This is a genomic window from Dendronalium sp. ChiSLP03b (assembly GCF_034531165.2).
In the GTDB taxonomy this organism is placed as follows: domain Bacteria; phylum Cyanobacteriota; class Cyanobacteriia; order Cyanobacteriales; family Nostocaceae; genus Dendronalium; species Dendronalium minutum.
Genome location: NZ_JAVRBR020000122.1, coordinates 102,737 through 122,133, shown reverse-complemented (window position 1 = coordinate 122,133; position 19,397 = coordinate 102,737). Strand labels below are relative to the sequence as shown.

Here is a 19,397-nt window from a genome sequence, read left to right as displayed (position 1 = left end):
TATGTATTTTATTTTTTTAATTACTTACGAAAAGGAAAAGTAGTTAATCATAACTTTATATGTACTGATGTAAAATATACATAGTTTATGTTTTGTTTTGTAACATTTTCCATATCTAAGTTATAGATGTAAACTCTTAGCTCAACTTTATCTCAATCATTTTTGCTGACTACGAATTATTAAAGGTTTTCCACGATCATCAGCAGCACTTTTTGCAATGTTGGTAATTTCACCGATATTTAAAAAGTTGAGAGCCTTTAAATACAAGGGTTGTAGAGCTTGATCTAACACTCAAATAAAAGACAAAACCCCACGTATAAGGTGGGGTCGATTAATTAGGGTCTCTTATTTAATACAATTGTACTATAGATATTCGTGGATGGCAAGCGATCGCCCGTATTATCTCGTAAGTGTTTACTCGGTTCTTGCCAAGATGAAGAATGCGTACAATTAACCTTAGCTTTAAAGTAAAGTGGCTAAAATTGCGACAACAGTCCTGTGAAATAATTGAGTTACGAATATTACAGTCAGGTCAAACTAGCAACCACTTTTTGAGATATGCTAACAAAAAACTTAGTTTCATCATTAACACTAGGTATAGCATTAACAGCAATACCTGTAGTGCCATCTTATGGCTTGGAAACGAACGCGCCGAACTTGTATCAGCTGCAAGGGCAGAATGTTAACGTCACTTACTCAACAACAAGCTTTGATGGTACGCCTCGCTTCAACTATCAAGATCAGCAACGGACATTGCAATTTGTGGGAGATCAGATCCGTACTACGGATTCAGAAATTGGGACGCTGGTAACGGTGACTCTTTATAAGACAAGAGATAATGGCTATGTCACCTTTAGCTTGCTCTTACCCCCTGTGAATCTTGAACAAAGCAACGAGTCCAAAATTGTAACTAAAGGCATTACAACTTTGAACCGTTTTTCTAAGATTTATGAATCTAACCAAGGCCAAACAAAGTTTTACACAGTAACTCCTTTAGCTGGTACAGCTCAAGCCGTAGCTTTTTAAGCACCAAATGATTCAATAGTGCTGAGTTCTGTTTTACTCAGTACTCATTGCTCAGCACTGCAATGACTACTGCCTCCTGACTCCCTTTTCTGCTACTAGCTTTCAAGGTAAGAGTCCAAGCTGGGTACATCTACCCAACTGGTGGTTTCGTGGGATTTATGGGATAAATCCATCAATAGCTGAGAATAAACTCCTTGTTGCAACGATGGTACTGTTTGTTGCTGGCTTTCAATTCCCTTTACCCATTGGTCTATTACACGGATAAATGCAGAAATACGTCCGTCAGTATAATGTTGGGGAAACATCAATCGATTGGGTATTTCAATTTCTGTCAGCGGTTTACCTAGCTGGGAACCCCAAACACGAAATCCATGTATGTAATCTTTTTGATTTTCACTGCCTAAAACTAAAGTACCGCGATCGCCATACACTTCTACCCAGTGCGTCCTAGATGCCTGAACAACAGCGCTGATGGTAACTTGACAAGGTGTTCCGTCTGCCAATTCCAGCGACAGCAGACAGTTGTCATCAGTATCCACTGGTTTTAATTCGCCGCTAGCAGGATCGACTCGTGCAGAGATAGCAGTACTCAAATAAGCGTTTAATCTGCGTACTGGTCCGAATAGCCAGTAAATGTAATCAAAGGCGTGGGAACCCAACGAACCCAATGCACCGCCTCCCTTATCTTGGGAAGAATACCAGTTCCAAGGACGGGAAGTATCTGCGCGCGAAGAACCTAACCAATCAATTCTAATTAGACGCAATTTTCCCACATAGTCTGCTGACAAAAGTTCCGAAAATAATTGCCATCCTGGCACAAAACGAAATTCAAAATCTACAGTGGCGATCGCACCTTTATCTTTCGCTAATTGATACAGTTCTTTAGCCTCACATGCATTGAGAGTTACGGGTTTTTCTAGTAATAAATGTTTGCCAGCTTGCAGCACTGTTTTTGCCATTTCATAGTGCAAAAATGGTGGTGTAGAAATGCTGACTGCTTGTACTTCTGGTATGCTAACAATATCTGCAATTGTGTCGCGGGCGTAGAGAATATTATTAGCTGCTGCTATTGCCTTGGCTTTATTGATATCTCGATGATAAACCGCAACTACCTCGGTCAGAGGATGTGCTTGAAATCCAGGAATATGGACTTTTTGACCAAATCCCGTGCCAGCGATCGCCACACCAATCATATCATTTTTACTCCTGTACTGATTGTAATTATTACCTTACCCAAAAAAGTTAATTGTTTTTTATGACAAAAATCGTATTGTCAAAGGATAACGATAATGTTCTCCTTTGTACGCCTTTTTAGCAGCAAAAATTCCTAACAATGATTGGAATAACATTAATATTACAATTAGCCACATCCAAACTAATAATAAACTATTTAGAATTGTTTTTATATCTACTGCACCATTAGTAATCACTGCGATACCAAAGCTAGCTAAAACTATTACTAAAGATATAACTATTAGAATTAAAATATAAAAAGTCAATGAGATTTGAAAATTTAAAGATTCTTTGCCTTGAAAATCAATCCAGGGATATTTAGATTTTTTGAATCGCCAAATCAACAGTGGTGCTATAATATTCAGCGGCAAATACAGAGGAATACCAAGAAATACCAAAGAAAACAACAATATCCACGCTAATAAAGCCGAGATATGACACAACATTGCCCATATACGCATTTGTTGTTTGTGTTTTTTTCTCATGACTTTTATTTTGCGGTGGATTTCATAGAATGGTTCCTTAACCACACTATATGTAAACCAGATAAATACAAAGCTTAAAATTTGAGAATTTCTCGGTCATAATTCTCCGGAAGAGGTTCTATTTCCCAGACTATGCCTTCTCCTGCTTCTAAGGCAACTTCTACGTAAAGTTGTTCTACAGCAGTTGTGGCGATATCTTCGTTGTTAGGGAAAGGCTGTAAATCTTCGGTGAGTAGTCTTAGTTTAAAACCACCAGGAATGGCTGCACCTACAGTAGTGTTATGCAACTCAAAGCGCCAATATCGTGCGTCTGGGTTACCTTGTGGTGTAATTAGCAGTTCGTATGATTGACCTGCGATCGCCAACTGTCGTGATAGAGTTACCCCTGGTTGTATTTCTTCTACACTCCGCGCCCCAGCAGCACTCAATTGCAGATTCAATCGTCCCCAACCGATAGCTTCCGCAATTCCAGAAACACCACTTTGCAACCATTCAATAACCGATCGCTGTTCTGGTAATCCCAAACGTCGTTCGTATAAGCTTTGCCGCCAGCCGCCATGTTCGATTAATCCCCCCCACAATTGAAAAGGGATAGCCAAGCGAGGGCTAATGATTTCCGACTTTCCCAGGCGGACAATTAGGTTTTGTGCTTGTTCTTGTGGTAGTCTCGGCATCTGGGGAATTGTGGCGCGTGTAGGTTCATCGGTACAAAATTCCCGTGCCACAGCTAACACACTGATGTCAGCGATAAGATCGGTAGCATCCAGGGAATAAGTGCGATCGCCTGCATCATAATTGCCCTTAGTTTTAAGTTGTGCGTGGGTACAGTAGCCCCAAACCCTGACATAGCCTTCATCTGGTTCTACTTGCACTGCTAAGTAATAATCGCCAGCCCAACTAGATAAATCTACCCATTCTTGGGGGACGCGTAATTCACTTAAATCAATAGTTTCACTGGGAACCAAGATAAATCTAGTTGCGTCTAGTGTGATTGCGGTTCCACTCACCAGTTCCCAAAAACTGGGTAAAGCAGTGGTAGTCGGCCAAACCTTTGCTTGGGGTGTGAAATCCTCTTTTAACCAAGGCAAAACAGCACTCAGGCAAAGTTCATTTAAATAAGCTTGATAAGTAGAAGTGGGATTAGAAAAAGATTGACTTTGGTTTTGTGTAGCTGCGGGGATTTCTAAAATCAAGTTTGTTGCAGCAAAACTAAGTATGGTGTTAATCATAGGGGTTACTCCGGGGAATTCTGTTTTTGGGGCAACCAGGGACTTCTATTCCCCGGCAAAACAGACGCGAACATCTGTTCTAGCATACGTTAGTGAGGAGATACACTATAGTAATTGTGCAGCCATTCCTCCATCACAGTACTCATACTTGTAAGTAGGTCTGATGTAACTGCAATATGCAGAGTGTCTTGACTCCAAGTAGCTAAAGATTTTAGTAAAGTTTCCCTGGCTTTTGTGAGTCGCCGCGAAACAGTATATTGTTTCATGTCTAATTGGTTGGCAATTGAGTCCTGATTTAAATTTTGAGTATAGTAAAGTTGCAAAATTTGTTGTACTTGCGGTTCTAATTGGGCGATCGCAGCAGCTAAGATTTTGTTAATATCAGCTTGTTGAGTGGTTCTGGTTTGTTCTTCTTCTTGGGCGACAATTTCATGAATCAGGGATTGTTGTTCTGTTCCTGGTAGATTATCTAGTAACTCCCAAGAATCATCTCCACCTTTAGACACATTTAAAGAATCTGGGCTGGGATAAAGATACTTGCGTATAGCTTTAGCCGCATTTAGCAGCCACTTTTCTAAAATTTGGGGATTAGTTGGCTGAGGGCTTTGGGAATTGTAAGCTTTCGCGATCGCTTCCCAAGTCTCACTGTCTGGCCCTGAAAGTTGGCGAGAGTTACTAACTTTGGTTGGCACATATAAGGTTTTGAAACAGTTCCAAGCAATAACGTAAGCATTAATAGTGTCTGACGATAAGCCAGTATCCTCTAAAGACTCTATCAAACGTTTCCCAGAGATTTTCCGCAACAGACTCCAATCAGTACAGATATCAACTTCGTGACGTTGGCGTAAAGTTTCACGAATAACACTCCCAAAAATGATGCTGGCGTAGTTTTTTAAGCTACTGCCTTGATTGGGATTAAAACCTTTGAGGACTTTATCAACTTGGGCGATCGCGATTTGAAAACAGTCTGATAGCTTGTACTGCGTACTCACGAAGCTAGAAACAGTTTTTTGAGATGTCCAATAGCAGGATTCTTGCAGATAAGCGGCAAGATGTTGCTTAGCCAGGAATTTATTTTCAGGAGTTAGCCAAAACTTATACCAGTATAATGCCCAAAAAGATTCAGAAGTTTCTTTTGGCGTGTGATTGAGACAACTTTGGATACTGCGCCGCAATCTCGATTCCGTCGCCCAATAGCCGAAGCGATCGCTATCAAATTGTACAAAAGTGGAAAAAATTTCAATAATGTTTTGCCGAGGTTGCATAAAAAATAAAAAGCCAACTTATAGGGAAAGTACAGGCATTTTTAAACGCCTGCACAAACTTTACTACAAGGAATGAGAACCATGCTTCGGCTAACAATGAAATCTTTCACACTAGGGAGTATGGTAGCCTTATCTACTGCAACTAGTGTTTTTGCCCAAGTACCCGTACTCCAAAATTTGCAGTTGGTACAAGCACCAAGTTTTAACTGTGGACCACATGTGCGTACTTATGTTGTCAAACCGCTTGATAACCGTAGAGGATTTGGTATCCGTTGCGTCAAATTCAGTGAAGGTAGACCGGGACAAACTAGGATTCCCAGATTAGCATGGTACGGCGAAGGCAACTGGGGCGGTGCAACCTACCGCCATGTTGGTCAGGCTATTTACAGAGGTTCTAACCTCGTCGGTTTCGCTTCTGATATTCATGGTAACGGCGAAGACATTAACAATAACTTCCCCGGAAATCTGAAGATACAAGTTCTCGGTTCAAAAATTCGTGTGACTGGTGCATGGAATGAAGAATGGCAATTAGTGAACGCGACTAACTATAATCCTTTGCCTAGACCGCGGACTTGTGGTGGATATTTCGATGAATACAAAGTTTCTGACCTCACAGGAAGTCGTAGAGGCAATGGCTTACGTTGCGTTCTGACTGTTGGGCCAAAAAACACCACTTGGTTTGGCAATGGTAACTGGGAAGGTTCCACGTATTCTCACATAGGAACCCGTTCTTTTAATGGTTACGGTGCCGGCGATGTTTGTGGCGCTGGTTTCGGCCCCATTTGTAACACATTTGGTTGGGGTTCATTGAAGTTAAATTCTGTTCCTGGTGGGTTTGATGTGACAGGTGCTTGGAGTGAAAAGTGGCGTTGAGCAGAAGGTGATACCAATTCGTAATTCGTAATTCGTAATTCGTAATTAAGAAAGTCCCATTTAGTCTAAGTTTCTGGGTTTGGATCTGTATCATTATTTTTGGGAAATGGTATGAGTCCAGCGCTGCGGGAGGGTTTCCCTCCGCAGGTGACTGGCGAACCCGAAGGGCAGAAGGCTTTTTTGTTAAGCACTATCAAAGCAGACTAATACAGTTATCGATTTTTCAAAAAATATCAGGGATTCACTTACTAAGTATTTAATTAACAACTACAAAGCCAAAAACAATTACTACTAATGGAGTGTTACTAAAATGTTGAAACGTTCTTTGACTCTTGCTGCTGCTAGTGCAGCTTTAACTGCCGCTTTAGTTAGTCCTGCTATGGCTGCACCCGCTGATTTTATTGGTACTTGGGTGAATAAAGATGCCAATACTCGTGGTGTAACTCGTTTGGTAATCACCTCCGCTGGTGGCAATAAATTAAATATTCAAGTATTTGGTCAATGCCATCCTACAGATTGTGATTGGGGAACCACATCATTAGTTACCTATGGTCTTAATGTCCAAGACTCTAACCATAAATATGCAACAGCTAACTACAATAAAAGTTTCGCCAATTCTTTCTTAACATTTTCCAGCACTGGCACAGAAGTAATGTTGCAAGGTTATACCCAGTTTGTAGATAATAGCGGGCGGCAAAATTACTACTCTCGTGAATACTTTCAACGGACACCAAGAGTGAGAGTACCTGCGGATATTCGTACATTGCCTATTAGCCCAATTAGATAAAACGGAACAGAAGAGTAATTTATCGCAAGCTGGATGCAACTAAATATAAAATATACTCTGAGTTTGTAGTTAGAGCTTTAGCCCTTTTTTTTAGCGCTAAAACGCTCACTACAAACTTTCATTTATTTACGTAACATTAAAAACAGGAAAATAGATTAATATAATGGCTGGTTAATTAGTGAAACAACGACTCGATACACTCTTGGTAGAATTAAATTTATGTTCTTCTCGCGCCTTGGCACAACGACTGATTCAAGCGGGAGAAGTAATAGTTAATCAACAGGTAATTGATAAACCTGGTACAGAAGTTGATATTTCAGCTCAAATAAATATTAAGGAGCGATCGCCTTTTGTTTCTCGAGGCGGTGAGAAACTCTCCAAAGCGTTAAAATTCTTCGCTATTCCCACAGCCGGACGCATCTGCTTAGATGGCGGCATTTCTACTGGTGGCTTTACCGATTGTTTGCTGCAAGCTGGGGTAAAGCTAGTTTATGGTATTGATGTTGGTTACGGACAAGTTGACTGGCGGTTGCGAAACGATCCGCGTGTAGTTTTGCGAGAACGTACCAATTTACGCCATCTCACACCCGATGATTTGTATAGTGAGAGCGATCCTATTCCCGATCTGGCGGTGGTGGATGTATCGTTTATTTCCTTAACCAAGATTTTGCCTGCTTTATGGCATCTAACTCAAGCTAACCGAGAAGCAGTGTTGCTAGTCAAACCACAGTTTGAAGTAGGCAAATCTCGTGTAGGCAAAAAAGGTGTTGTGCGCGACCCTAACGACCAAGCTGATACCATTTTCCAGGTGTTGCAAACTGCTTGCGAATTAGGATGGAAATACAAAGGCTTAACTTGGTCGCCAATTACTGGCCCTGCCGGTAATATTGAATATCTCTTGTGGTTAGGAATGGAAAGTGAAACACCACCGCCAGATTTGGAGATGATTCAACAAATCACAAAATCAGCAATTGCTGATTTGCGAGATTAAACGTCGTAGATTAGGCACTCTACTGCTTCTGGATGCATTGTACAATAGTTATCTAAAGAAGTTTTGTGTTGTGTTGCTTGCTTTTTATGTGATTTTTCAGCTTGCAATTCTTCTACGATATCCCAAGCTACAGCGCAACCAGCAGAATTACTACCATTGATATCGCAGGTTTCACGAGCTTCAGCGATCGCTTCAACGATCGCTTCCTCGATAGTTTTAGTCCCGGAGTTAACAGCAGCTTGAACTAAGTCTAGGGTTGTCATGAGATTTTGGCCTTTGTTTTACATTGATTCTGAGCTTCTAAAACTTGAGAAAGCTCACTCTTTATTAGTGTAGATACGCTTCTCAAAAGAGCGTGGTGGTGAACACCGTCCACTTTAATGATGAAGTCCGAAGTCTGAAATTTTAACCTCTAGCCTTCATCTTTATATCCTTTCCTCAATGTTGCATCTCAAACCAGGAATGTAGGGCAATTATCAGGAGAATTTGATAGAAATTGATAAACTCTCACGAACAGTAACAATGAGGAAAACAATTTTTATTTATTCTCAATACTTTATTCCTAATTCTTGTTGCAACCGATACAGAATTGTATTTCGATCGACCTGAGAGAGAATTTCAGCAATCACGGTACTAGCACCTAATTGTCCCCAAGTGCAGCCTTTTTCTAGATAAACTTGGGCGGCTTTACCTACAGAGTACGCCCCATAACCTGCGATACCTGCTTGAGCGATCGCACTGCCAGCGTAAGCAGTAATATTAGTAGGATTTTCACCACTGACTAAAGCAACTGTACTTTTGCCCAAACCTAACAGGAAACTACTACCTAATTCTCCCAGCAGTAAGCCACCGGAACTCAATAAAATTGTTTTTAAAATCTTACTGGCTTCATAGCTAGTCATAGGCAACCCATACAACCTTGCCAAAGAACGAATTAAAGCTAAATCCGCCACAGTTCCACCGAGGATATCTAAGAAAGCAACGGGATTTAGCCCTACTGCCAAAGCTTTGTATTTAGTAAATTGCCAGATGATGTCTTCGGCTTCTTGTTCGCGTAGATCGATGGTTTTTTGCGCGATCGCCGCCTCTGCTTCCCGCGCTTGGATGAGTGCATTTAAGGCAAGAAGCGATCGCCCCTCCCGATTGAGAATATTTAAAATTGTTTGCTGGAGTTCGTCTATTTGGGTGGGTGGCGTTTCCCATTCGTAACTAACACGACCATCAGGCCACTCAACCCGCACTTCCATTGGCGCTGGTTCCGCCGCCACCATAACTATTTCATCAGGTAGCAGGGGTTTTGCTTGAGGATGCACTGCACCTAATTGTTGCAGATTTTGATAAATCGCTGCTCGATCTATATCTGGGTATAAATCTATCTTGTTAAACACCAGAATTAGGGGTTTTTGTGCCTGCCGTAACTCCAGCAGTGCTTGATATTCAGTACGCGTAATATCGCCAGACACGACAAACAAAATTAAATCCGCCTGACGCGCTACTTCTCGCGCCATTTGTGCCCGTGACTCCCCCTCAATTTCATCTAATCCGGGAGTATCAATTAACTCTACCTGTACCTTACCCCCTGGTTGCCACCGCACGGAACGCGGCCATTGGGTAACACCATTTAGAGGCCCTGTTTGCAGAATCTTGTCACCCAGCAAAGCATTTAACACCGCTGACTTACCCCGACTCACCAAACCAAAAGCCGCAATTCTAATTACGTTAGAGTCTAATTTGTTGAGTGTAGAGTTCAAAGCTTCTAATTCTGGTTTCAGCAAACCCGATAATTCTGGGTTAGATGAAAGATGGCCAGATTTGCGAAGATACCCATACCAAGACAGCGCTTGTCTGAGGCTGGCACGGGCACGGTTTAAGTGAGTTTCTTGCAGATTACGATAAACCGACATGATATCAATACTTTTAGTGATTATACTTTCTAAAACGCTCGTTTCCGATATTTGCAATACAACCGAAATAGTTACATAATCTTTCCTGCTTTGCTTAATTCCCGCTTGATAGCGTGGAGCAAATCCTCTTGATAAATGGTTGCATCGCCTCGCTGTAGCGCCTGTAGGCAGCAGTACTGTATTACATTCAGTATGTCAGATCCACTCAATTCATAACCAGCCGAAAGCTTTGGGAGATCTACTGTTTCAGCCAGCTTAACTTGGAATGGGAAAGCCATCTGCCACAGTTGCAACCGCTCTTTGGAATTGGGCATGGGGAATTGAATAATTGACTGAAAGCGACGGATGAAAGCTTCGTCGATATTGCTTTTGAAGTTGGAGGACAGGATAACTAGCCCATCGTAGTTTTCTATCCGTTGCAGCAGGTAGCTCACCTCCTGGTTAGCATACTTGTCGTGTGCATCACGGACATTGGTACGTTTGCCAAACAGAGCATCAGCTTCATCAAAAAACAAGATCCAATCCTTACTTTCGGCTCGTGCGAAGAGGTTAGCCAGGTTCTTTTCCGTTTCACCGATAAATTTTGATACCACCATAGAAATATCTATTTTATAAACATCTTTGCCAGTGTATTTGCCTAAAAGACTGGCTGTGAGAGTTTTACCTGTACCAGGGGGGCCGTAAAATAATGCTCGGTAGCCTAATTTCAGCTTCTTTTTCATATTCCAGTCATAAAGAATGGTAGGTCCATAAGTAATCCAAGCTTTTAGATCGTGAATTTGTTGTAAAGTCTGAGCATTAAGGACTAGATCCTCCCACTCCATCTCCGTGGTGATGCGTTGAGCAGGAAAGTTGATGCTAAAGTGAGGGCGAGAAAAGTGCCCTTGGGTAAATAAATCGATATAGTCTGGAACCATAACTAGCTTACCGCTCATCAAAGGTTCACCATCGGTTGGTGAATCGAGGTAGAGTACGCGATCGCGGGCAAAGAGATGCTCTTCGCTGAAGAGTTGTTGCAGACGCAGGCGTTCGGCAAACTGGTTACCACCTAGCATGAACAGCACCGTTTCACCCGTCGGGAGAAAGCCCCGATGAGCCTTACCTCGCCAGCCACCAATTTGGGGATAGTCACCAGCTTGAGGTAAATTGGCTGTAATCAAGCAATCAAAAAAATCAGGTTGCAAATGAGGAGCAAGTGCCATCAGTAAGGTTAGTTGCTCGGCAGTATTTAATTGGTGTTTGTGAATAAAGCGAGTTAGGGGTGTTTCGCCAGTCAGCCATCCGTCTGGTGAACTGGGCATTGGTACTTTGTGCCCATTGCTACTGAAGTGATAGTCCATACGCCACTTAATTACCTGAGCCAGGTAATTAAGTCCTTGTTCTAGAGTTTGAACATCAGGCAAATACTTCATACTATGTGCAGTTTAGAAGACTGATACTAATTCGTAATTAAGATATATAAAAAAAGGCTTTGTACAGGCTGTTTTTCACCCGCTACCCTCCATTTGAAGGAATACATCAAATCCCAATTTGGTATGACCCATCCAATCTGATAATAAGCTCAACGGTTTTGAGCCACTATGGCGATCGCGAGGTTAATTAATCTTAGATGAGTGCAGAAGATTGCTCGATTGAGATGACTAAAACATGGCCAAATCCACTTAAGCCATACAGATCAAAACAGATTCAATTTCACATTATGCCTATTCTGGTGATACTAGAAGTAAAACTGTTGAGAAACATGGTTGTCGAGATATTTTAGTTTTTAATTTATATATCAATTTTATTTTTTAGAATAACATTTCATAATAAATTAGATTTATTGCGAAATAACGATCAAAATCACTCAAACCCTAGTTCGTTGTAGTCCAAGTTAATCTAACGCTACGCTAATACTACGGCGCTGTCTCTCCAACGCACTACCTCCTTTATCAAACTAAGAGGTTGACTAAATTTATGCCAGAAACTGAGGTTCAACAAAGTCAAAAATCCTTTAATAGCCTTCCAGTTCTCTATACAAGGGATGATTCTCAGCCTATACAGTACAATCCTATTCAAGAAATAACACAATTATGGAAAACTCTCTCAGAAGAAGATACTTCATCTGTCTACCAGCAAGCTGCGCTAAAAACCTGGAATATTTTTAAGAAAGCAATTACCCTTGTTGTCTTTTTATTTCTTTTATTAGCTGCCCTCATTATCTGGGTATGGGGCATTGGGTTTAGAAGTGGCCTTCACTTTCGGACGTGGATAGAAACTAAACAACCTACACTCGATGAACTCTTCCTTGCCTTTCTGAAAATTCTTTTGTGGCCTTTTGAACGTATATTCGACTGGGCTAACTCATTCATTAAAGATTTCTTTGGGTGGGAAATTAAATTTGACTCGCCGGAACCGGAATCGACATCGACAACTGGGGAGGTTGTAACCGTTCCTGCGTCTGCTTCATCAGAAAGTTCGCTAACTACTGAATCAGGTAAATCGATCTAATAACACCCAATCGAATAAAGGAGCATCCCACTTTTTTGCATGTCATTGCGAACGCTTCGCTCGCAATGACAGCTATTCTCTCATTGCAAAATAAAAACTGAGATGCACCCAGCGAATAATTCGTAATTGTATGGGTAACAACTAACTTTGAGTTAGTTCAGCAAAAAGTTTTATTTCTGAATTTTTAGATCGCAGCTTTCTTCTATTAGCTAATAATTACGAATTACGCATTATCGATTACGAATTATTTTGACAGTTTTTGCTTCATTTCAGGATGAATAAAGTGAATTTGATGATTTTTGCGATTCTTTATTTGAATTGAAAATCTCACTTATACCATAGCTCATAAATCCGAGAATAAACGCAAACACGAACGGAAAAACAATTAACCAAAATAAGGTTTCTAGCATACAACACCTCTTTGAAATATTAACTTGCTGATTTGACCCTAAATATTATAAAAAATTAACTATCTCATTGTTGCAAAATTAATTGCTTGGCAACATTGACTGACTACAAATTCTTGTTCTGTTGCACCACATGCGTCAGTTCATGCGCTAAAAGATGTTTGCCTGTAACCGATTCCGGATCAAATTTTCCTTGGTTAAAATATATGTCCTTTCCCTGAGTGAATGCCTGGGCTTTTAATTCCCGATTCATTTGGACAGACTCCTGGTTGGTGTGGATATGAACATCGCTAAAGTCTGTACCAAAAGCAGATGCCATCTCGATCTGGGTTTTAGCCGGCAGGGGATGACCACGCCCTTTGCTGCTTTGGAGACGAGAAGAGAGGGAGGGGTTTGCAGTTTGAGTACCCGCCTCAGGCTTTGTCTGGACTTCTTCTTTCGGTTCTTCTTGTAGTTGCACGTCTGGTTTTGTCTGGACTTCTTCCTGTTTTGGTTCTTCCATCAATTGCAATTCCGGCTTCGTTTGCACTTCCTCTTTTTTGGGTTCCTCCTGTCTCTGAATTCGGGAGTTTGCCGTATCCTCTTGGCGCTGCGCGATCGCATTTGACGCAGGATTTTGGGAATTGCGTAGACGCGTTCGCGAAGCGTCTCGAAGAGAAGCGTCTTGTCGCCAGACATCGCTATCTGAATGATTCACTACAGCATTAGCAACCGCATCGGCCTCCTGCTCAAAAGCATCACCAGTCTTGCCAACAGTAAGTTTGGTCTGGACGCTATTTTCTTTTGTGCTAGAGAAAAAATGACTGTCACGACTTCCTGGTTTCTTAAAGAAAGGTTCGTGGTTTTCTTGAGAAGCAGGTGCTTTGTGGGAGCGTTTGAATTGGAAGGCTAGCATATTGAGATTATTTAAGGTAAACGAGAATTGTTTAATTTAATAGTCTTCTAGGTATAGGAAAAATTTAGGTTTCAGCAGAAATATCCTTTCCACAGCAATATTTTGGCTAATCAATGTGGCTGCTCGAAAACTATCCCAAAATGGCAGAAGTAATTATATTTTATCGTCGATCGACATTAGTACAAAATCGCTACTGAGTTCAATTTAAAAAGATGTCACATTAAAGGTAATTTATCAACTCACTCTTAAGATATCTACATTCCTTATAAATCAACGATTTGAAGCTAAAAATGAGCAATGACTACTCTGAATTTTCTTAAATACTGTAAGAATCTTGAAGCAATACTTTTGCCTGATGTAAATCCTTGTTTATAAATCAGTTATGAGCTTGCTAATGATTTATTATTTAGATTGCCAGTCATTAGCAGCTACTAGATTGAGCAAATTTTAATTTATTAGGAGATATTGAGATTTGTAATGTTAGTCAAAAAAACTAGCATTAGATAACTCTGCAAAATCATTTTTTGAGTGTTTTGCATTGAGTTAAAACGAACATTAAAGGTTATGAATTCTACGTTCTCACGTATCAGGAGAAGAAAATAACTATGGCAAAAGTTAATGTAACGCTAACGGTGCAGGTAGTAGGGGGGCCTACGATTAATGAAGCTAAGGAATTAGTTGTAGAAGCCTATGACAAAATCGATGTCGTGATTGAACCAGACAAAGAAAAGTCTATTGAAGTTCAGCCGTCAGAGGGTAAACGGATCGGTTTTTTGGTGATTAAATCAAGTGTATACAGCGACAGCACCAAAAACATTAAGATCACATACGGTATCGACGATGCAGGGAAGATAGAACTGGATCAACCTCATTTGTATCTAGGTTCGGGAGTAGTTTCTTTATTAGGTAACGAACCAAAAATCCTCAAGTTTAAGAATGCATCTGAGAATAAACCAGAAAACAAGGCTGAACTAGAAATTCTAGTCGGGCGTGACGCTACGCCTGAATAAACTTCCTAGCGATCGCCTTCACTCTCTAAATCAGCATTACTTTCCACGAAGGCGATCGCTTCGGTTGGCGATAGTCTGCCTTCGATTACAGCCAAGATGCCTGGTAGATATTGGTCTATCGTGATAACATTCGCGTACACCAATCGTTTGATTAGAGCAGAAGTGAGGCGATCGCTTTCAACATCGATGCTAGTTTTGTAGAGAATTTCGCCACTGCTGAAGTTGAGTTCAAAATTGCCGATGACAATACCGTTGTTGGCGCGGGCAATGAATTCTGCGATCGCCAGTCGTCTTTCTTCTGGGGCGATGGTAGGGCAAATGGAATAAAACGCGAATTGTTGCGGGGCTTCGTTAGCTCTGGCATAGCAAAGCCATTGCCCGTTCTTCCCTTGATAACCCATTTGCAGAATCGGTTTACCCTGGATTTTGGTAAACGTCCAATCATCGTTGGTGAAAAATGCGATCGTAGCGTTGGTAATCGGATTGTCACCAGGGTTGGTGTTATCTACTTTAAATGGATTTGCAAAATCGCTAAAAAGTTCTTGAATAAAGTGGTCAGCGGCTTTGGTAAGCTGATTTTCTGTGAGATTGGTAAGAAATTGACTCAGCGATTGGGTTAGTTCCTCTTCAGTAATGTTTCCAGCCGCCAATTTACTGGGGTTAAGGGTTTTCCAAAGGGTAGTATACCCAAGTTCACCTTGATGAGCAGAGAGGACAAACCAGTTGTCCAAGTTCAACAGAGAATGATCGGGTTGGGTTTTACTGAGTTGTTGCAAGTACTGAAGCGCGGTTTCAGAAGTGGTGGCATGTTCACCAAAATCGGGGAGGCAATCGGGGTGGAGAGTAGCTTTGAGGGTAATCTCAGTGTTGGGCGAGAAAGTGATGGATTGGTTGCACAACTCTGGTTTGAAGTTAAAGAGACTGTTTTTCTCAATAGTTTGATAAAGTTCTAGAGGCAGTTGGCAAATCAAACAGCATTCCACGAGTTTGCCATCTTGGTGGTTAGGTGAAATAATGGCGTGCTTGAGGATGGCAGGTGCGATCGCCATTGAAAATGCTGGAGTCTGTGGTTCAAGGTGAGTTTGATCCTGCATTGGTTGAATTTTGACTAATTATGACTGATATTGAAACTCAGAATCAGGCTTAGTATGTGGTCTCAACACTGGTGTATTTGGAGCTTAGCTTAGTAAAGTAATATTATTCATCTTTGTAGCCTTCTTTCAGATAAGCGGTAATGTCTACTTCACCACTTATTGTCTTAAACTCAAATCCCCCACCTTCATCTTTTGGTTTTGGTTTACGAATGAAAAGTGTGAGAACTTCAGCATCAACTGACTCTGTTGTTTCAAGTAATTGGGTATCTTGCACTCCTTGAGTTGAGGTGAATTTCTGTTTAACCTTCTCAGGAGAAAAGGTAAGTTCAACCTCTATAACAAAGCTAGCCTTTCTGGTTTGATCGCCCCCATGCATAAAGCCTTGAGCGAAACTTCCTCTAGCAAGGAAGATTTTTTGATCGCCTGGAATCATTTTTTTGAGTCCGATAATTCCTAAAATTTTATTGCCATCAGCACCATGGAATGCCCGTATCACACGTTTTTCTACTTTTCCCTTCTCTGCTTGACCCTTGTGATCGCCATTACTTGCAATATAGTGGTAATTCCACTTGGTATCTCCATCGGTAACTGTGATTGCCTTAAAAATTGGATGATTAGCTTTTACAGTAGTCGCAACTTTCTCAGCATCTTCTCTTGAAATTTTGCCTTCTTTCAAATACTTCTGTTCTTCTCGATCAATTGCATCTAGACCAACTTCAACCTTCTTGTCATGCTCTGGATCGGTTACTCCTGCCTCACCCTCTTTATCTTTGCCAATTCCAAACAGGCTCTTAACTTTGCTGATAATAAAATTCGCCAGTTTGGTAATTGCTCCCCAAACCTTATCTTGGATACTCTTAATAGTCTTCTGAATCGGTTCCGCCACGTTACCCAAACCAATGAAGCGAGCTAAGAAGCCAAGGATTACCGGAATTGCCTTGGCCATCGACAGTTCTACAAAGTTGGCAGCCGTCCCGATCGCACCTGCGGCAATGCTACCAATTGATTTAGTTACCGCTGCGACAAGCATGGAAATCTGCTGTGCCCGTTCCATGAAGAAGGCGACAGTGTTATAGACAGAAATAATTGCCTGAATCACGGCTCCTACTGGGTTGAACATGCTAATCAACTTGGTAACAGCAGCTGTGACAATCCTAGACTTAACCCAGTCTTGAATCGCACCAATCACCATGTCTTTTAGGGAACCAATGAATTCCACTAATTTTTCCCAGGCTGCTGCAAGACCTTTGGTGGCGATCGTTACTAGAAAATCAAAGACTTTCTCAATTCTCGCTACTGCCTTTTCACCAATTAAACCCACCAGTACGCCACGCAGACGAGCATAGGTTGCGCCCAAGACTTGCAGTACTAGGGAGACAATTCCCTCTAGGTCAAATTTTTGGGGTAAGGTAATTCCCGCAGTAGCCAGCGCCCCAAATAGCCAACCCATTAACCCAGTTTTCAAATGTGTCGTAATATTGCTGGAAAACTGCTGGAATCCCTGCTTCACTGCTTTAATTAGGTTACCTGCAAAGCCAATGGGATTCTGAATAATCTGAGAAAAGACATTGCCTGCTTGTCTCACAGCTCCCATAATCGCCCCAGCAAACGGGCCTGCGAGTTTGAGTACTCCTTCAAAGACGAATTCTAGGACTTTCTTTCCAACAGCGATCGCAAATTCCCCAATTCGTTTAATCGGCGGCCCAAAGATATTCTGAATCTTTCCAAATGCCTTCAACGGGCTGGTAATGTCGTTGATTGAGAGGACATCCCACGCCTGCTGGAAAAGTGCTTTAATCCCTTCCCAAGTCAGGTTAAGGCGCTTAATTTCTTGCTCCAGCCAGGTAGTGGCGCGCTCAATAGCACCTGATTCCTGCAAGTTCTTGAAGGTTTCTTTACCACCGGGCACAAGTTCTAGAAAACCACCAATGAAGTTTGTCGCATTGCGCTCGACTGGTTCACCTGTTACTGGGTCTTTCCCAAGAATGACTGTCAACAGTTTGTAACCCGGAACCTTTTCTTTCACAAATTGCCCAACAGGTTGAAGAATTGCCTCCTTAATGAATTCCACCACTTTACCAACTACAGATAAGGCAAAGTTCAAGATCCGGCGCACGGTTGGGGCAAAGATGCCTTTAATTTTTTCGTAGGCACCCTCGAACCCATCAGTAATCCCGACCTCATCCCAAGCTCGGCTAAAGAAGGCTTTGATGCCATCCCAAGTGATGTTGAGCTGTTGAACCTGGGCATTTAACCAAGTAAAGGCACGGTCAAGGGCACCAGATTCTTGGAGGGTTTTAAAGATTAACTCACCACCGGGAACCAGTCCCATCAAACCACGTACCAGATTGACGGCACTGCGTTCAACAGACCTGTTATTGATTGGGTTGCGTCCCAATAGCACGGTTAACAACGTAAACCCCGGAATATTGGCGGCTTTATCTGCTACCCAATTGAGAATGCTATCAAGTCCAAATCGCTGCACTTGAGGAGTGGCAGAACTAATGGCTAATGGCTGGCGCTGGGCGATCGCATTTGGTTGGGCAGATGCAGATATCCCCGACTTAGTTGTATGAATGGGGGCAGTTTGGTGTGGCTGTACGCTAGCGGGAGAACTGGAAACTGGGGGTCGCGGTTGTTGCTGAACAGTATGAGTTAACTCGTGGGCTAATAGCCATTTACCTTGGCTAGTTTGGGGTTCATAGCGTCCAGCATTGAAGAAAATGTCTTGCCCGACTGTGAAAGCTTGGGCATTCAGATTGCTAGCAGTTGCACTAGCATTGGTATCTGTATGAACGCGGACACCGCCAAAATTGTAGCCAAAGCGAGATTCAAAAAATGTACGCGTGGGGTCAGTGAGGGGCTGTCCACCCCCACGCATGGCTTGAATATCACCCTCTAAGTTAGAGCTAACTTCAGGGGTTGCTATTTGTTCGTCTTTGTTTTCCTCAACTGCTTGCCGTTGCAGCATCTGCGCTTGTTCGTCTTGCTTTTCTGCCATCTGCCGTTGGAGAGTCTGAACTGGCTCGTCCTTTTGCTCCTCAGTGGCTTGACGTTGCAGCATTTGCACAGGCTCGTCCTTCTCTTGGACTTGCCGCTGCACTAATGGCGTAATACCCACCAGAGGCTTCATTTGAGCAGTTTCTTCTTTTTTGTCCTCTTGGTTTTGGACGGGCGGATCGGGCATTCGCATGACGGTATTGGCGACGCGATCGGCTTCTTGTTCGTAAACATCATTCGGTTTACCAACCGTCAGCTTTGCCTGAATCATCTGCGTAACTACCCGATTGCCGAGTTGCCGTTGCAGTTGCAAAAGGGGATGTTCCCTATGTGCTTGCACCTGGTTGTTTTCACTTTCAAAGGCAGGTAGGCGCTGCACCGTTGATGTTTCTGTCTCCTCCAATCCTTCCTGTTTTAGTTCTTCATCACTGTTGACATTGAGTTGAACGGCTGACGGCGAGGATGCCTTTGGTTGGAAAAAGTGTGTAGGCTGTGCCCTTTCTGCCCCAAAGAATGCCCGCTCCGACGTTGCCCCGAAAAAAGGCTTTTCAGATTCGGCTGCTTGTTGATGGTGAGTGCTTTTTTGGGTTTCGCTGGTTTTCATGGCTTATCCCTTGTGCAGAAAAGTAGGAGGAGGGTGCATTAGACAGACGGCTTATTTATTCCTTCGTGTCCTTCGTGTCTACCCTTCGGGAACGCTAAGAGCGA

16 protein-coding genes are annotated in these 19,397 nt (G+C 42.2%); 6 read left to right on the top strand and 10 right to left on the bottom strand.

Annotated features, from left to right (window positions below):
• Positions 1 to 558 precede the first annotated feature (558 nt).
• Entirely contained in the window at positions 559 to 1,026 is a 468-nt protein-coding gene (locus tag RMY31_RS27960; protein ID WP_322657501.1) for a hypothetical protein, read from the top strand.
• 95 nt (positions 1,027 to 1,121) lie between these two features.
• On the opposite strand, the gene RMY31_RS27955 is transcribed toward RMY31_RS27960, so the two are convergent.
• The 4 genes from RMY31_RS27955 to RMY31_RS27940 form a co-directional block, all read right to left on the bottom strand.
• Positions 1,122 to 2,219, bottom strand: a complete 1,098-nt coding sequence (locus RMY31_RS27955; RefSeq protein ID WP_322657500.1) for a Gfo/Idh/MocA family oxidoreductase — start codon at positions 2,217 to 2,219, stop codon at positions 1,122 to 1,124.
• A 60-nt stretch (positions 2,220 to 2,279) separates the two neighbouring features.
• Positions 2,280 to 2,744, bottom strand: coding sequence for a DUF4870 domain-containing protein (locus RMY31_RS27950; RefSeq protein ID WP_322657544.1), 465 nt, complete (start codon positions 2,742 to 2,744; stop codon positions 2,280 to 2,282).
• Between the two features lie 74 nt (positions 2,745 to 2,818).
• Positions 2,819 to 3,973, bottom strand: a complete 1,155-nt coding sequence (locus tag RMY31_RS27945; RefSeq protein ID WP_322657499.1) for a DUF1822 family protein — start codon at positions 3,971 to 3,973, stop codon at positions 2,819 to 2,821.
• Between the two features lie 89 nt (positions 3,974 to 4,062).
• Complete coding sequence (locus RMY31_RS27940) at positions 4,063 to 5,238, bottom strand: sigma-70 family RNA polymerase sigma factor (protein WP_322657498.1); 1,176 nt, start codon at positions 5,236 to 5,238, stop codon at positions 4,063 to 4,065.
• Positions 5,239 to 5,319: 81 nt separating this feature from the next.
• On the opposite strand from RMY31_RS27940, the gene RMY31_RS27935 reads away from it, so the two are divergent.
• From RMY31_RS27935 to RMY31_RS27925, 3 genes are all read left to right on the top strand, one after another.
• The gene (locus tag RMY31_RS27935) at positions 5,320 to 6,111 is read left to right on the top strand and encodes a hypothetical protein (protein ID WP_322657497.1); all 792 of its coding nucleotides are present in this window, start codon (positions 5,320 to 5,322) and stop codon (positions 6,109 to 6,111) included.
• A gap of 310 nt (positions 6,112 to 6,421) precedes the next feature.
• Positions 6,422 to 6,898, top strand: coding sequence for a hypothetical protein (locus RMY31_RS27930; RefSeq protein WP_322657496.1), 477 nt, complete (start codon positions 6,422 to 6,424; stop codon positions 6,896 to 6,898).
• Between the two features lie 178 nt (positions 6,899 to 7,076).
• Positions 7,077 to 7,889, top strand: a complete 813-nt coding sequence (locus RMY31_RS27925) for a TlyA family RNA methyltransferase (protein ID WP_322657495.1) — start codon at positions 7,077 to 7,079, stop codon at positions 7,887 to 7,889.
• Here RMY31_RS27925 and RMY31_RS27920 read toward each other — a convergent pair.
• From RMY31_RS27920 to RMY31_RS27910, 3 genes are all read right to left on the bottom strand, one after another.
• Complete coding sequence (locus RMY31_RS27920; RefSeq protein WP_322657493.1) at positions 7,886 to 8,152, bottom strand: Calvin cycle protein CP12; 267 nt, start codon at positions 8,150 to 8,152, stop codon at positions 7,886 to 7,888. The genes RMY31_RS27925 and RMY31_RS27920 overlap by 4 nt on opposite strands.
• A 285-nt stretch (positions 8,153 to 8,437) precedes the next feature.
• Entirely contained in the window at positions 8,438 to 9,793 is a 1,356-nt protein-coding gene (locus RMY31_RS27915) for a GTP-binding protein (protein ID WP_322657492.1), read from the bottom strand.
• A 71-nt stretch (positions 9,794 to 9,864) separates the two neighbouring features.
• Positions 9,865 to 11,205 carry an ATP-binding protein gene (locus tag RMY31_RS27910; RefSeq protein ID WP_322657490.1) on the bottom strand — a complete coding sequence of 447 codons (1,341 nt, stop codon included), beginning with the start codon at positions 11,203 to 11,205 and terminating at the stop codon, positions 9,865 to 9,867.
• 544 nt (positions 11,206 to 11,749) lie between these two features.
• On the opposite strand from RMY31_RS27910, the gene RMY31_RS27905 reads away from it, so the two are divergent.
• A complete protein-coding gene (locus RMY31_RS27905; RefSeq protein WP_322657489.1) occupies positions 11,750 to 12,283 on the top strand; it encodes a hypothetical protein in 534 nt (177 codons plus the stop codon).
• A 513-nt stretch (positions 12,284 to 12,796) separates the two neighbouring features.
• Here RMY31_RS27905 and RMY31_RS27900 read toward each other — a convergent pair.
• On the bottom strand, positions 12,797 to 13,585 hold the full coding sequence (locus tag RMY31_RS27900) for a DUF4157 domain-containing protein (protein ID WP_322657488.1): 789 nt from the start codon (positions 13,583 to 13,585) through the stop codon (positions 12,797 to 12,799).
• A 605-nt stretch (positions 13,586 to 14,190) separates the two neighbouring features.
• Here RMY31_RS27900 and RMY31_RS27895 point away from each other — a divergent pair.
• Positions 14,191 to 14,595 (top strand): hypothetical protein, encoded by a 405-nt coding sequence (locus tag RMY31_RS27895; RefSeq protein WP_322657487.1) that lies wholly within the window; start codon positions 14,191 to 14,193, stop codon positions 14,593 to 14,595.
• A 5-nt stretch (positions 14,596 to 14,600) separates the two neighbouring features.
• Here the strand turns inward: RMY31_RS27895 and RMY31_RS27890 are convergent, their stop codons facing one another.
• Positions 14,601 to 15,689 carry a YbjN domain-containing protein gene (locus RMY31_RS27890; RefSeq protein ID WP_322657486.1) on the bottom strand — a complete coding sequence of 363 codons (1,089 nt, stop codon included), beginning with the start codon at positions 15,687 to 15,689 and terminating at the stop codon, positions 14,601 to 14,603.
• A gap of 103 nt (positions 15,690 to 15,792) precedes the next feature.
• Positions 15,793 to 19,293: a DUF4157 domain-containing protein gene (locus tag RMY31_RS27885; RefSeq protein ID WP_322657485.1), complete on the bottom strand. Its 3,501-nt coding sequence runs from the start codon at positions 19,291 to 19,293 to the stop codon at positions 15,793 to 15,795.
• Between the last annotated feature and the right edge of the window lie 104 nt (positions 19,294 to 19,397).